Genomic DNA, 13,311 nt, shown 5'->3' on the forward strand with positions numbered 1-13,311 from the left:
CAGACCGGCTCAGCGGGGGTTGCGTGACTATTTCGCAGGTGTAGCCAGGGATTCGGCCGGAGCCGCGGAAGCGGGAGCAGTTGGAATTTTGCCGATCGTCTCCAGCCGGCTGGCCAGTTGAACCGCTTCGCGGGTCAACCGGAATTCCCGGTCATTGCGGACCTCTTCGGTCCGCTCCGCCAGCGAGACATAACTACGGTAAATTTCCAACCCAGCGGACGCGACCAGCTTGGCCTGCCCCGGCCTGCCATCCGCGTTCAGCCTGTTTGCCAGCAGGCTGATTCCCCGCAGCGCCGCCGTTTGCGCAGCACGGCTGTAGCGGTCCAGTTCCGCCGCGCGGCACAGGTGGATGAGCGCGGCCAGGTTGCCCTGCTGCGCGAGGGCTGTTCCGAGCGCCTGCTCCAGGGCAGGATGGCTTCGCTCGTAAGCCATCCCGCGGCGCAGCACTTCGCCTGCCGCAGCCGGGGCTGAGACGGCGGCCCACGCCAGGCGGGGTTCGGTGCGCCACGGAGCCAAAGCGATAGAGCGCTCCAGCAACCGGGCCACCCCGGCCGGGCGGGACGCGGAGGCTACGGCGGCGAGATACTGCAATCGCTGGCTTTCCGCCTGGAACAGGCCATTTACGCCGCCCGCCAGCAGCATCGTAGCCAGAAAGCCCGCGCTTATGCGGCGGCCCCATCTTTGTCCGGAGAACGCCCGGACAAGTCCCGGCAGCGCCAGAAATTTTCTGGACGGTCCGCAGCTTCCCCAGACGACCAGCCATATAATCAGCAGCCAAAAGAGCCCGAAGCTCATATTAAAATCCATCGCACTATGCAACAAAAGCACGGCAAAGGCCGGCAGCAGACGGCGGTTATGCCGGAACAAGGCAAAGGCGGCGACGCCCAACCAGCACAGCATCACCGCCAACCCGGAGAGCCCCAGATCCAGCGCAATATCGAGGTAACCGCCGTGTACTTCGCTGCCGACGTAAGGGCGGCTTTGGATGCTGCGGTACATCGTGCGCCAGACATCTCCTCCCTGCCCGAACCAGGGGGATTCCCGCAGCAGCCGCAGGGCGTCGGCGTACAGTTCGCCGCGGGCGTACAGCGTAGCGGCGCGCGTCAGCCGCCCGGCCAGGCCGGACAGCGCCGCTAGTCCGCCCGCAGCCGCAAGCGTGGCCAAGCCGGCGACGCAGAGCAACGCCGCGGCAGGCAAGCGCCGGGCGCGGCGCCAGGTGCGGAGGCCCCTGCCTGGCAGGGTCTCGGCGCACCGCTGCGCATCGGCGGCTCTGCCCGGGCGGACGCGCTCTAGCGAAGCCGCGCGGGCAACCAGCCCGGACAGCGCCAACGCGGCCGCCAGGACGGCTGCCAGCGATAGCAGTCCGGGCAGCACAGGCGGTGCCAGCTCCGCGGTGGCGAGCTGGCCCGCGAGCGGCGCGCCTGCCGCTGTAGCCACGCCGGTGTGCAGCGCGTAGCGCAACCGCTCCCGGCCGCGTAGCAGCAGGCAGCCCGCTGCCCAGCCGGCGGCTGCAGCGACGATCGCACCGCGCGATTCCGACAGCAGCAGGCAGAGGGCGAAGACCGGCGCCAAAGCGCCGGTCCGGTATCCCCGCCAGCGTGCTGTCCGCGTAAATGCCGCGGCGGGCAAGCGAGCCAGGGCGGTCAGCCGCTCCAACAGCGCGGCCGCCATCACAGCCCCGAACGTGTTCGGGTACTGGAACAGACCGCCCAGCCGGGCCCCCGCCGCAGCCAACTCGCGATCCTCCGTACGCAGGATCGCACCCGGCACTGGCAGCAAGCCATAAACGGCTGCCAATGCCGTCACGGCAATGCCACCGGTTAGAATTAGCCAGCCCCGCTCCAAAAACGCCAACCCGTCCTCACGCCTACCGACCACCCGCAACGCATTTCCGAAACAACCGTAAAACAGCCAACAAAGAACCGCGATACTCGTCGCTTGATATGACAAGTACTGATACGGCAAATGAGCCGCATACAACACGGCAATCGCAAAAGGCCCGGCCGCCAAAAGCGCCACAATACCCGTTGAAGCACCCCCGTAAGCCTGCGAAGTACGCCTATTTCCCAACGACTTGATAAGCCTTATTATCCCTGTTGAACCTAGTGTACTTCCACTTGACCTTACTGATTCTGTTGCTCCTACTGTTTCTGTTGCACCTGTAGCTCGGTTTTCCTTTCTTGCTCCTGCTTTCCCCGTTTCATCCGATACTTCGGTTACACCTGCTGCTTGTTTTCCCCTTGTTCCGTTTGCTAATCCTGCCACCATTGCTCCGGCTCCCGCTATAAGCCAAATTGATATCAATGCCAACGATGGAAATGTATCGACAAAAAACATCCCGCCTATCGAACAAAAAGATGCAGCCGTGATCAGGATAACTGATGGCAATATCTGTTTTCGGAAAGTTACTGGATTTCGGCACGACATTAATCTGTTCATCCTCCTTTCCCTCCTAATTCTGATTACAAAAGAGATATTCAGTCATTACCTTCGAATTCGTACTCCCTAAATGGACAAAACCCCGATTTGTCCACCTAAAAGTGGACACGAGAACTAATTTCTTCTCTTTGAAGAATTTTCTATATCCGGTACTACCAACAAATTAAATAACTATATATTGAATTTCAGTGACGGTGGTTAAATGTCCCTTTTGCAGAAAAGTGTCCACTATTTGAAAGACATTTTGGCAATTTGTCCATAGATAATGGACGATTTGCAGGAAATCTCATTTATTGAATCGGGCTCCGTATCACGGTTCGCAAAACACCTAAAACGGCAAACAGCGAAAAGGCCAACACTCTAAGTGTTGACCCGTTCCTTTAGCTTCAAACGCCATGTCGCAGCCGCGCTGCTTATCTGTTCTTTGGTCAGTCTGTCCATTAACCCGGTTTGACCAGGCTCTCGGCTTATTCGGCCTTCCCGGCCCAATCGGCCGCTTTCGGAAGCAGATCTCGGCAGACCTTTTCCAGGTAAGGCTCGGCCTTGAGGAAATCGCGGAATTCCGAATATTCTTGCCATAGGCGGTTTGTGTCAGTAGCTTTTGCTTTTACTGCGCGGATTAAAATGTTTTTGGGCGTATGCTCCATGTCGATAAATTCGAGCAGCTGCGTTTTGTAGCCCATGATATCGAGCAGTTTGGCCCGGATGGCGTCCGTCGCCAACGCGGAAAAGCGTTCCTTTAGGATGCCATGAGACAACAGGGGATCCAGTACGGGGCTATTGACTTGTCCAAACAGTTCGTGCTGACAGCACGGAACGGATAGGATGACGGAAGCTCCCCAGCGGACCGCTTTTTCTAAAGCGGCATCGGTTGCGGTGTCGCAGGCATGCAGCGTCACGACCATATCGACCTTGTTCAATTCGTCATAATCAGCAATGTCTCCGACAAGGAACCGCAAATTTTGATATTGCAGATCTTTCGCCAGCATTCCGCAGTGTTCGATCACATCCGACTTCAGGTCGAGTCCGACAACTTTCAACTCTCTTCGCATTTCTACCGACAGATAATGATATAACGCAAACGTTAAATAAGACTTGCCACAGCCGAAATCCACGATGGTCAGCGGACGCCCTTCAGGTAAATGAGGGAGTGCATCCTGAACCATCTCGAGAAAACGGTTAATCTGTCGGAATTTGTCGTACTTTTTGGCCAGCACTTTTCCTTCCGGATTCATAATTCCCAGCCTGACCAAAAAAGGCACCGGTTTTCCTTCTTCAAGAATGTATTGCTTCGACCGGTTGTGCATGAGGTTCCCCGGTTTTTTGGTCGGTGATTTGGTCAGGATCGACACTTTGTATTTCTTGCTGATCAGCACTTGATAATCCGCATCGGCGGTAAACAGCAGTCCCTGCCGGAACGACTCTTCAAACAGCTTCATCAGTTCGTCCCTGAGGGAGGCTGCCGGGATATTTTCATGAAGTACCTTATTGCTATAGTGGTAAGCAAACTGGTAATGCAAGGCCCCTTTCAGCATGACGGGCTTAATCACCGTTTTGGTGTAGCCGTCCTCCCCGGCTTTACGACGTTGGCTTAACGTAGCAGCAATAAGACTGCTCTGCTCCGTAATTTGATGTAAGAGATTGCGTAATGCTTCCATAGACGATACAGCTACCTTTCATTTTCGAGTTGTGCAAATTTATATAAACATGATGTTATTCAGTCTTTGCCGGATTCATCGATCCAGTCCTGCAACCCTTCCCTGACTTCCTCTTGAGGTAATCCTCCCTGCTGCAGTCTTTCCCGGGATAATATAAGGAGCCGCTCATAAAAAGCAATACCCTCCGCTCTCTCGGCTGCTCCGTTCTTCAACAGGCGATATAGCGCATTTTCCGCCTGGTCGTAACGGCCTTCACTTTCTTCGTAATTCATCAAAAGGCGTTCGGTGTCCGCTGGAAGCTGATAACCTTTGAGAATGGCAAGTAATTCATTAACCTCGCTGCTTATATTCCATAAGTCGCGGTCGGCCCCGTGCTGGCTCGCCGCCAAATATAAGTGTAAAGCCTTCATCCAACGAAAAATCCCTTCGTCAGGCTGACCCGACACGCTGTAAATATCGCCTTCTTCCTTTACCAGACGAGCCAGGCTTTGCAATTTATCCGCTTCTACGTTTCCGCCGGTGCGCATTAACTCGACGATATCTTTTGCGGCAAGGGAACCCACAAGCCGGGAATTTAGCCGGAACTGCTTTTTATACAGCTCGTCTAGTTCCCATAGAGATTCAATCCATTTCCGCTGCTGCTTAAGATCAAACACTTTACCGATGATCTCGGTCATTTCCTCGATCATACGGACCAAATAATCTTTTCTCAGCATCCGGCCTCCATCCTTTCCTCCGTGACTCATTAACATCAAATTGTAAGCCATTTCGGTCTTAAATTCCAGTTACTCCCCCAGAGACAGGGGGCAGAACGGCTGAACAAGTGTATAGGGATCTGTTGGGTTGGTTGGGATCGATTTAAAGCCGGGGATATAAGCGGAGCGGCCGGCCCTAGGTCTTTTATCGGTCCCTTTCACAACAAAAACCGGAGTCATCATGACTCCGGTTGGTAAGCGGATATGCGCCAGGCTTATTTTTCCGACTCGTGAATGCTTTGCAAGAAGTCCATGATCACGGCTGACAGTTGCTCAGGTGCTTCGTACATGCTCATATGTCCGGCGCCCTTGATGACGGCTTTGGTTACGTTGTCGCCTTCCGTCGTGAAGGTGCGTTCTATCGGAATAAGTTGATCGTTTTCGCCGGCGACCAACAGCACCGGCAGGACCGTCGCTGATAAAACGTCCCGGCGGTCGATCCGCTCACGCATGGCCATCGCCGATCCTGACGCTCCTTGCGGTGGCGTTTTATAGCCGATTTCTTTCGCCCGATTCACTTCCGTCGTCAATGTCTCTCTCAACTCCGGCGCAAATAGTCCCGGAACCAATCCGTCGACAAAAGGGGTAATTCCTTCGCTGCCGATGGCGGCCACCGCCTGCAACCGCTTCTCCTTCGCTTCGTCGCTGTCCGGGTATGCCGTGGAGTGGATCAACCCAACTCCGTTCAATCGGTTGGCATACCGCTGCAAAAGCGATAATGCAACGTAACCTCCCATAGAGTGTCCTAGCAAGGTATAGCGCTCGATGCCCAGGGACTCCAGCAATCCGGCAACATCGTCGGCCATTTGCTCGATGGTATAAGCCCCGAGCGGAGCATCCGATGAACCATGGCCCCGAAGATCGGGAGCAATGACTCTGTAGGAAGCCGCCAGCAAGGGGATCACCCGCTCCCAGTATGCGGAACTTCCGCAGAAGCCGTGGAGCAGGACCAGTGTTTCACCCTGCCCCTGCATTTCATATGCCATCGTAAACCCGCCAACCGTTGTTTTGTCCATAACGCTTCCCTCTTTTCCTATATAGATGTTCAAGAAAGTCACCTTTAATTATGTAAAATCCTGATTCCTATTATTTAGCCAAATTAATACGGATTGAAACCGGAGATAATCGATTCCGCCAGCACTCTGGACATCTCCATAACCTGATGGAGCGAGGTCATCTGCAGTGTCCAATATGGCTTTGGGCCGTTTACGTTTACGACCGCCGCTACGCTGTAATGGCCTACCGCCGGTAAAATCCTGCCGACAGATTGGGCCGGGACGAGCGGAAGTCCCGATACCTGATAACTTCCGACAGAGGAAGCGGCTCCAAGACAAGCATCGATCGCCACGATGATGTGTTCCTTCGGAATGGCGGACATCCGCATTTCCAGGTTGACCGCATCGCAAGGAAATTTCAAAGTTCCAACGACGTTCGTAAATCCTTGCTCTTCAAGGCGGGAGCCGACGAGCGGACCAAGGGCGTCTCCGGTGGAACGATCCGTCCCGATGCAGAGAAAAGTAATTTCTTGGTGCGGATGCCTTTTCCCAATCCTCCGAAAAAAACCGGCGAGCTCGCTGCCGGTCATTTTTTTTCGTTCAAATCCGGTAACCGGTAATACGCTGCTTTCATCCATCAGCCGCCGCCCCCTTTGCTGTTTTCAAGGTACCCTGATTGTACCGCAATCGTCTTTCAACCGCAAAACATAGTGTGCGCACCCGGTACCGAACATGGTACAATGACCGGGATAAGAAACGTAACGAAAGGATGAGGGCAAATGGACTTAACTCAAAAAACCCAGGAAAACGTGGAATATATGATTGAAGCGATCAAGACGAAGCTGAAAATGGCGACCGGAGCCGCCATGAACGCTTCCGCTTTTCAAGTGGAACAGTACGATGACATTCTGGATATTTACGAACTCGTGATGAGCAAGGAACGCCTTAGCATCTCCGAAGTCGAAGCACTCGCTCAAGAACTGGGAAAACTCCGCAGCAAATAGGTAATCTTGGATGTTATGGCATGTCGATGACCATGAGTTCGGCTTGTTCTTCCCCCGTTTTGCGGATCTTAAGATCATGCCCGACCTGGATTCTTGCCGCATCGCCGGGTCGAAGGGAAAATTGCTGATTACCGCATTCGAATTCGATATGTCCCGAAATCAGGAATAAATGCTGTCTGCGATTGTGCGAAGGAATCAAGATCTCCCTGCTATCCGTAAAAACAGGCACATACACATTTACATCCTGATGGATCCGCAGCCGGCTATCGTTCCCCTTTCCACTTACGACCGGCTCCGAAATCCCGATCCGGGCTTCACGGGTCACTTGCCGGTCATCTCTGGACGGGGTTAAATTTCTACGATCCGGAAGGAACCATAATTGAAGATAACGAACCGGGTCCTGTTCAGAAGGATTAAACTCCGCGTGAGTAACTCCAGTCCCCGCACTCAGTACTTGAAAACTGCCTTCCGGCAAAATCCGGGTATCTCCCGAGCCGTCGGAATGTCCCAAGGTTCCCGAAATTACATAGGTTAAAATTTCAAGATCATGATGGGGATGAGACTCAAGCTTCTTGCCGGGAGCCAGCGTATGATCGTTCAATACTAATAAACAGCCGAAATGGGCATTGCCGGGGTCGTCGTAATCCGCAAAGGAAAAGCTAAATTCACTATGGACAGGACCGTATCTGGCCGTATGGCGTTCTTCGGAAGTTACCACCTTAATCATCCTAATCCTCCTCGCTCTCTTCAAACACCTTCATGGATTTGATATTTTTTTACCCTTATCCCAAACCCGCTAATCAAGGAGGAATTGTCCGTACTCCCTTTTTGTTTCACACTCTGCCTTCTCGTTTATATACGAAGTAAGAAAAGCAAGCTTCAAGGCAGCTTTATTCTTTCAACAATTTAATTCTATATAAAAGGAGCGATGAATCATGAATAAAGCGGAAGAAGAATATCCAGTACAAAGCGGTGGAACTTTTACTAAAGGGCTTGTGATCGGGGCTTTGCTCGGAGCGGCGGCTGCGTTGCTGTACGCACCAAAGCCTGGGCGGGAGCTGCGGAGCGATTTGTCGGATAAACTCAGTGTCGCTACGGACAAGTCTAAAGAAATCGCATCGGCGGCTTGCGAAAAAGGATCCGAACTGGCAAAAAACGTAGTATCCAAAACTACGGATTTAGCGAAAAGTGTTAGCAGCAGCGCCGGCAATATCATGTCCAGCGTCAAAGAGGCTTCCGCCGATGTCTCAGAGGATATCAAAGAAGAAACCCGGGGCATTGCCAAGGAAGCCGGGAAGACTTCCCAGGACATCAAGGATGAGGTTAAGAAAACTGCCGATGAAACCAAAAGAGAGTTTGGGTCATCCGCGAATTCTTCTTCTACGCTGTAATCGGGGCTGTCCCCTGAAAACGCCAGCTCGGGCAGCTGGCGTTTTCTTTTTACTCCAACAATCCATAAGAAGGAGGCAGCGAACAATGGCTCGCATCAATCCCTATGACACCAAAGATCATCCCTTTGAGCTTCGACATGAAGTTAAGCGCCTCAACGGGAGACTGGACAGCATTGCCGACATGCTGGAGAAAGCGGATTTCAAGGATATCCTGGAAAACTATACGAATCCGAAAAAACGGGTGATGACCAATTTTATGGCCGGTCTGTCCCGTGGTCTCGGGCTAAGCGTCGGCACTTTCGTCATCCTCGGTTTGCTGGGTTGGGTTCTAAGCTTGTTTGTAGATCTCCCGATGGTAGGCGATTATATAAAGAATCTTCAGGACTACATTAAATCCAAGCCTTGATGAAACACTATTTTCAATTTCAGGGTAAAAGGAGTGATTTCCGTGGGTTTAAAAAAGGCGGAGCAGCAACAGCAGGAGTACGTTGAGAAGCAGATCCGCGAAGCACAAGAAGGCGAATACCCGGAACATAAGGACATTTCTCAAGCGGAAAACGGATCCATGGTCAATGACATGGAAGACTTGAAGCAGCTCGGCGAGGATATGGATGAGATGTCTACGGGCAGCGAGGACCGCAAGCAAGGGATGGTTTCGGATCCCGAGCAATAGCTTTGACAAACCGTTCTTGAAATAGAATAAAAGCAAAATCAAAAAACCTGAACGGCATTCTCCCATGCGCTCAGGTTTTTTGACGAACTATAAATTCGAATCCTCATCTTCTACCTCCAGCAGATCGCCGGTCCACCCTTTGGCCTTGATCCAGAGATAGAATCCGATCGTAGCGAATAACGTAAGCCCGGAGATCAGCATAAAGCCGAAAAATCCTTCCTTTACCCAGGGCAAAAAGTCGAAGTTCATGCCCCAGATCGCCCCAATCACCGTGGCAGGGGTGAAAATCGCCGTCATGATCGTTAAGGTTTTCATGATGTCGTTACCGCGGAAAGCGGAGATGGCATCATCGATAGAGATCAACGTATCGATCTCTTTTTCATAATGCTTGACGAGCCCGCTCATGCGTTCTGCCCGATACTTAAACCGTTGGAAAGGTACGCTATCGTCCATCTGTTCCAGATACGCCTCGCGGGCTGCGGTTTCGAGTTCCAGGAACGGAATGAAGAGATTGGACCAATACAGCAGTTCAAAGCGGGAACTTAGGATTTGGTCCATGAGATGCTTCCGGTTGCGTTTCTTCATAGTTTCTTCAACCCGCCGCAAATTGCGTTCAAACCGGTCCATGCCGTTATGAAAATAATGAAGGATCGTCCTGGCAAGCACAAACATGCCATCAACCGGCCGCGGGCAGGCATGCAGCATGGCGGCATGATCTTTTTCCCCCATGACCCGACAGGTGTGAGAATCCAGATTGATCGTAATCATAATGTCCTTGCCTACAAGGAAATGCATCAGTACGCAATCCCGGGTTCCATCCTTGATTTCTTCCTCCATCGAATAAAGCAGGGAGCCGATAATGATCGGCTCCCTGCCGTCCGGAAATCTTACGGACAAATAATTGGACTCTACCGTCGGAAGCATGTCCAGCCACTCCTTGGTAAAGGGATAGTCATTATATAATTGTCGTACCTCAAGTTCATCCCAGTCGTTTACTTCTAAATTAACCCAGGACCATCCCTGGCCGTTCTCGTCCACCCGAATTTTTCTCATGTCGTCCATGGGCCGGGCTCCTTTGTTCATAGCAGAGTATTCTTTTAAAATGTTGAATTTGAATTGGACATAATTTGCTTCAGCTTTTCCGTCGCCCTTTTTTGAATCCGGGAAACGCTCATTTGGGATACGCCCAACTTTTGTGCGATCGCGCGCTGGGATTGTCCCTCCTGAAATGCCAGCAAAAGAACTTGCTGCTCCTGTTCCTTAAGCTGACTGAGCGCTTGTTGCAAATCCATCCGCTTCTCGACAGTGTCGTAATCATCGGCTTCCGAGCTGATCAGTTCGCCTAATGTCGCAGCACTTTCTTCCTGCGATAGCGGAGAATCAAGCGAAACGTAATGATAGCATTCCCGACCGGCCAGAACCTCAACCGTTTCCTCCACCGAAAGCTCCAGAAAGGAGGCAATCTCTTTGACATCCGGCGAACGTTCCAGTTTGACGGTCAGTTCGTCGATCGCCTGCTGAACCAAGGCGCCCTTCTCCTTGATTCTTCTCGGCACTTGAATATACCAGGACTTGTCCCGCAAAAAATTCTTCATGTGACCGATCATGCTCTTCATCGCATACGGTTCAAAAGGGATGCCCATTTCGATATCATATTGCTGCAGCAGACGAATCAACGCCATTTGTCCTACCTGATACAAATCCTCGTACAGGTCGGGACGGTTTCGTGCAATCTTGCCCGCCGCCATTTTTACCATCGGTTCATACTTTTTAATCAGGACTGTGGCAATGTCATTGTCCTTGGTTTGCTGGTATTCCCAGATCATGCTGGTGGATTCATTCAAAGACTCGGGGGGAGTCAATTTATCCGTCATACTTTCTCCTCACTCTTCATTAAGCGGCGAGTCATGACCACTTTTGTGCCTTTTCCGGCTTCATTCTCGACGCTGACCTCATCCATAAGCGCCTGCATGAGATAAAACCCGAGTCCACCAATTTGAACCTCGTTCAAATTTTTATCGTGCAGACCCTGGCGTTCGCCAGCGCCCCACGAATCAAAGCTCTCCCCTTCGTCTATGACCGTAATGGACAATGCATCCCCGATGATTTCAAAGGTGACCTCCATCATTCCATCGCTATCCCTGTAAGCATACAAGACCGAATTGTTACACGCCTCCGAAATAGCCACCTTCATATCTTCGATCTCTTCATAGGAGAAGCCCATTTTGGAAGCTACACCATACAGATTCAACCTAACTATATCGACATACTCCGCAGTCGCCGGCAAACTGATTACAACCTTCTGTACTTCGTCTATCATGTTACTCTTTCCTTTCCTATTGGGAATTCTCCTGTGCGGCAAAAAATTTCGCGATTCCGGTCATATCGAACAGTTTTTGAATTTGTTCCGGTACTTCCTTCACCAGGAAGCCGGCTTCCATTCCATGTCTTGTCTTCAGTATGGACAACAGAATACCAATGCCCGTGCTGTCAATATACTTCAAGTCTTTCAGATTGATCACCAGATCCTGTTTCTCATTAAGAGCGAGGGGCTCCATTACCTGGCGGAAATCAGGAGCGACGGACAAATCCAACTCACCGCGTAAATACACAGTGCATGTACCGTTCTCCACTTGCGACGTAGCGGTAAACTTCTCATTTTTATTTGTATTCATAGACACTCTCTCCTGAAATATGTTTTCTTTATAAATAACCCGTCATGCCGGGGGATGAATCAATGAATTGAAGATTCCGCAATAAAACTATTGCTATATTTGGATAATATTGACTTTATCGAACCTAATTTGATCGGCTTACTGATATAATCGTCCATTCCCGCTTGCATGCATTTGTTCCGAATGCCGTCCATGACATTAGCGGTCATGGCAATGATCTTCGGTTTTCTGCCGGAGTTCCGGCATTCCCGAATCCGCATGGTTGCTTCCAGGCCATCCATCAACGGCATCTGCAAATCCATAAATATAAAATCATACCCCTCCGAAAGCGCCAGTTCCACAGCCTGCACCCCATCTTCGGCAACCTCCGGTTCATAGCCCAGCTTTCGAAGCATACTTACCATCAGCCGCTGATTCACCGGGTGATCGTCGACAACCAGCATCCGCTCCCGGCGCTCCCGATTGCCCTCAAATGAAATTTCCTGCGCTGCACAAGCCAACTCCGCTGCCTCATCTTCATAAAGACTTACGCAAATGGTAAAAACAAATGTCGCTCCCTTTTCTTCCAAGGTCTCTACCCGAATGGTTCCGCCCATCATATGAACGAGCGTCTGGCAGATCGCCAAGCCAAGGCCGGTACCTCCGTACTTTCTTGTCATCGATGAATCCAGTTGGGAAAACGGCTTGAATAAACGATCGATTTTCTCGGGAGCAATGCCGATGCCCGTATCTTTAACCGTGAATTCAAGCATGTATTTGCCTTCATCCGTTTCCTTGCTGGACACCACTAAATAAATACCGCCCTTGTCGGTAAACTTCATCGCGTTAGCGATCAGGTTAATAAGCACCTGGCGGAGCCGGCCCATGTCTCCGTAAAGCAATGACGGAATATCCTCGTCCACAAACGGAACGAGCTCCAGCCCTTTTCGGCCTGCGTCCAGAGAGAACAGGCTGATGACTTCCTGAATGGAAGCCCTGAGTTCAAACGGACTCTCTTCGAGTTCCATTTTTCCGGACTCCATCTTTGTAAAGTCAAGAATATCGTTGATGATCGTGACCAGCGTATCGGCGCTGCCACGAATGATTTCAGCATATTCCTTCTGCTCGTCCCTGAGTTCCGTCTCCAGCAACAGATCGATCATCCCGATCACGCCGTTCATCGGCGTGCGAATTTCATGGCTCATCATCGCCAGAAATTCCGTTTTCGCTTTTGCGGCAATTTCGGCGGCTTCCTTGGCTTTTACTAGTTCCTCATTTATGCGCTCAAGCTCCAGCGTTTTTTGCTGCAACAGCATGCTCTGGGTTTTGAGCCGCTGATTGGTCAGATACATGTCGACGAAGCCTTCGATTTTGGACCTGAGAATTTGCGGAATAAACGGTTTTACCATGTAGTCAATCGCACCGGCGGAATATCCCGCGAACAAGTGCTCCGCCTCTTTACTGTTGGCAGAAATGAAGATGATCGGAATGTCCTTCGTCTTGTCCCTGGCCTTGATCAATTTCGCGGTCTCGATTCCGTCAAGTCCGGGCATTTGCACGTCAAGCACGATCACGGCAAAATCATCCTTCAGTAAATACCTCAAGGCTTCCTCACCGGACGTCGCTTTCACCAAATTATATTGTTCACTTTCCAGGACCGCTTCCAAGGCCATCAGGTTCTCAGGGCGGTCATCTACCAGCAAAATATGAATCGGTTCTTGGGCCCCCATGGAATCCTCCCG

15 protein-coding genes are annotated in these 13,311 nt (G+C 51.6%); 4 read left to right on the forward strand and 11 right to left on the reverse strand.

What is annotated here, in order from left to right; translation table 11 throughout:
• Positions 1 to 27: 27 nt before the first annotated feature.
• From DFP94_RS24190 to yyaC, 5 genes are all read right to left on the reverse strand, one after another.
• A complete protein-coding gene (locus DFP94_RS24190) occupies positions 28 to 2,268 on the reverse strand; it encodes an O-antigen ligase family protein (RefSeq protein WP_181873279.1) in 2,241 nt (746 codons plus the stop codon).
• A gap of 638 nt (positions 2,269 to 2,906) precedes the next feature.
• On the reverse strand, positions 2,907 to 4,097 hold the full coding sequence (locus DFP94_RS24195; RefSeq protein ID WP_114499033.1) for a class I SAM-dependent methyltransferase: 1,191 nt from the start codon (positions 4,095 to 4,097) through the stop codon (positions 2,907 to 2,909).
• Between the two features lie 59 nt (positions 4,098 to 4,156).
• Positions 4,157 to 4,813, reverse strand: a complete 657-nt coding sequence (locus DFP94_RS24200; protein WP_114499067.1) for a DUF6483 family protein — start codon at positions 4,811 to 4,813, stop codon at positions 4,157 to 4,159.
• A gap of 254 nt (positions 4,814 to 5,067) precedes the next feature.
• A complete protein-coding gene (locus DFP94_RS24205) occupies positions 5,068 to 5,868 on the reverse strand; it encodes an alpha/beta fold hydrolase (protein WP_114499034.1) in 801 nt (266 codons plus the stop codon).
• Positions 5,869 to 5,951: 83 nt separating this feature from the next.
• Positions 5,952 to 6,485: a spore protease YyaC gene (gene yyaC / locus DFP94_RS24210; RefSeq protein ID WP_114499035.1), complete on the reverse strand. Its 534-nt coding sequence runs from the start codon at positions 6,483 to 6,485 to the stop codon at positions 5,952 to 5,954.
• 141 nt (positions 6,486 to 6,626) lie between these two features.
• Between yyaC and DFP94_RS24215 the strand changes: the two genes are divergently transcribed.
• Positions 6,627 to 6,851 carry a DUF1128 domain-containing protein gene (locus DFP94_RS24215; protein WP_114499036.1) on the forward strand — a complete coding sequence of 75 codons (225 nt, stop codon included), beginning with the start codon at positions 6,627 to 6,629 and terminating at the stop codon, positions 6,849 to 6,851.
• A 13-nt stretch (positions 6,852 to 6,864) separates the two neighbouring features.
• Here DFP94_RS24215 and DFP94_RS24220 read toward each other — a convergent pair whose 3' ends face one another.
• Positions 6,865 to 7,578 carry a pirin family protein gene (locus tag DFP94_RS24220; protein ID WP_114499037.1) on the reverse strand — a complete coding sequence of 238 codons (714 nt, stop codon included), beginning with the start codon at positions 7,576 to 7,578 and terminating at the stop codon, positions 6,865 to 6,867.
• A gap of 208 nt (positions 7,579 to 7,786) precedes the next feature.
• Between DFP94_RS24220 and DFP94_RS24225 the strand changes: the two genes are divergently transcribed.
• The 3 genes from DFP94_RS24225 to DFP94_RS24235 all read left to right on the forward strand — a co-directional run bounded on the left by DFP94_RS24225 (position 7,787) and on the right by DFP94_RS24235 (position 8,915).
• Positions 7,787 to 8,242 (forward strand): YtxH domain-containing protein, encoded by a 456-nt coding sequence (locus DFP94_RS24225; protein WP_114499038.1) that lies wholly within the window; start codon positions 7,787 to 7,789, stop codon positions 8,240 to 8,242.
• Between the two features lie 85 nt (positions 8,243 to 8,327).
• Positions 8,328 to 8,648 carry a DUF5665 domain-containing protein gene (locus tag DFP94_RS24230; protein WP_114499039.1) on the forward strand — a complete coding sequence of 107 codons (321 nt, stop codon included), beginning with the start codon at positions 8,328 to 8,330 and terminating at the stop codon, positions 8,646 to 8,648.
• Positions 8,649 to 8,690: 42 nt separating this feature from the next.
• Positions 8,691 to 8,915: a hypothetical protein gene (locus DFP94_RS24235; RefSeq protein ID WP_114499040.1), complete on the forward strand. Its 225-nt coding sequence runs from the start codon at positions 8,691 to 8,693 to the stop codon at positions 8,913 to 8,915.
• An 87-nt stretch (positions 8,916 to 9,002) separates the two neighbouring features.
• Here the strand turns inward: DFP94_RS24235 and DFP94_RS24240 are convergent, their stop codons facing one another.
• Genes DFP94_RS24240 through DFP94_RS24260 form a run of 5 tightly spaced genes read right to left on the reverse strand, consistent with a single transcriptional unit; the run spans position 9,003 to position 13,299 of the window.
• Positions 9,003 to 9,977 carry a magnesium transporter CorA family protein gene (locus tag DFP94_RS24240; protein WP_114499041.1) on the reverse strand — a complete coding sequence of 325 codons (975 nt, stop codon included), beginning with the start codon at positions 9,975 to 9,977 and terminating at the stop codon, positions 9,003 to 9,005.
• 35 nt (positions 9,978 to 10,012) lie between these two features.
• Positions 10,013 to 10,789: a sigma-70 family RNA polymerase sigma factor gene (locus DFP94_RS24245; protein ID WP_114499042.1), complete on the reverse strand. Its 777-nt coding sequence runs from the start codon at positions 10,787 to 10,789 to the stop codon at positions 10,013 to 10,015.
• Positions 10,786 to 11,235, reverse strand: a complete 450-nt coding sequence (gene rsbW, locus DFP94_RS24250) for an anti-sigma B factor RsbW (protein WP_114499043.1) — start codon at positions 11,233 to 11,235, stop codon at positions 10,786 to 10,788. The genes DFP94_RS24245 and rsbW overlap by 4 nt, the downstream gene beginning before the upstream one ends.
• Before the next feature lie 16 nt (positions 11,236 to 11,251).
• On the reverse strand, positions 11,252 to 11,590 hold the full coding sequence (locus DFP94_RS24255) for an STAS domain-containing protein (RefSeq protein WP_114499044.1): 339 nt from the start codon (positions 11,588 to 11,590) through the stop codon (positions 11,252 to 11,254).
• Positions 11,591 to 11,649: 59 nt separating this feature from the next.
• Positions 11,650 to 13,299 carry a response regulator gene (locus DFP94_RS24260; RefSeq protein ID WP_114499045.1) on the reverse strand — a complete coding sequence of 550 codons (1,650 nt, stop codon included), beginning with the start codon at positions 13,297 to 13,299 and terminating at the stop codon, positions 11,650 to 11,652.
• Between the last annotated feature and the right edge of the window lie 12 nt (positions 13,300 to 13,311).

The organism is Fontibacillus phaseoli (assembly GCF_003337355.1).
GTDB classification, from domain to species: domain Bacteria; phylum Bacillota; class Bacilli; order Paenibacillales; family Paenibacillaceae; genus Fontibacillus; species Fontibacillus phaseoli.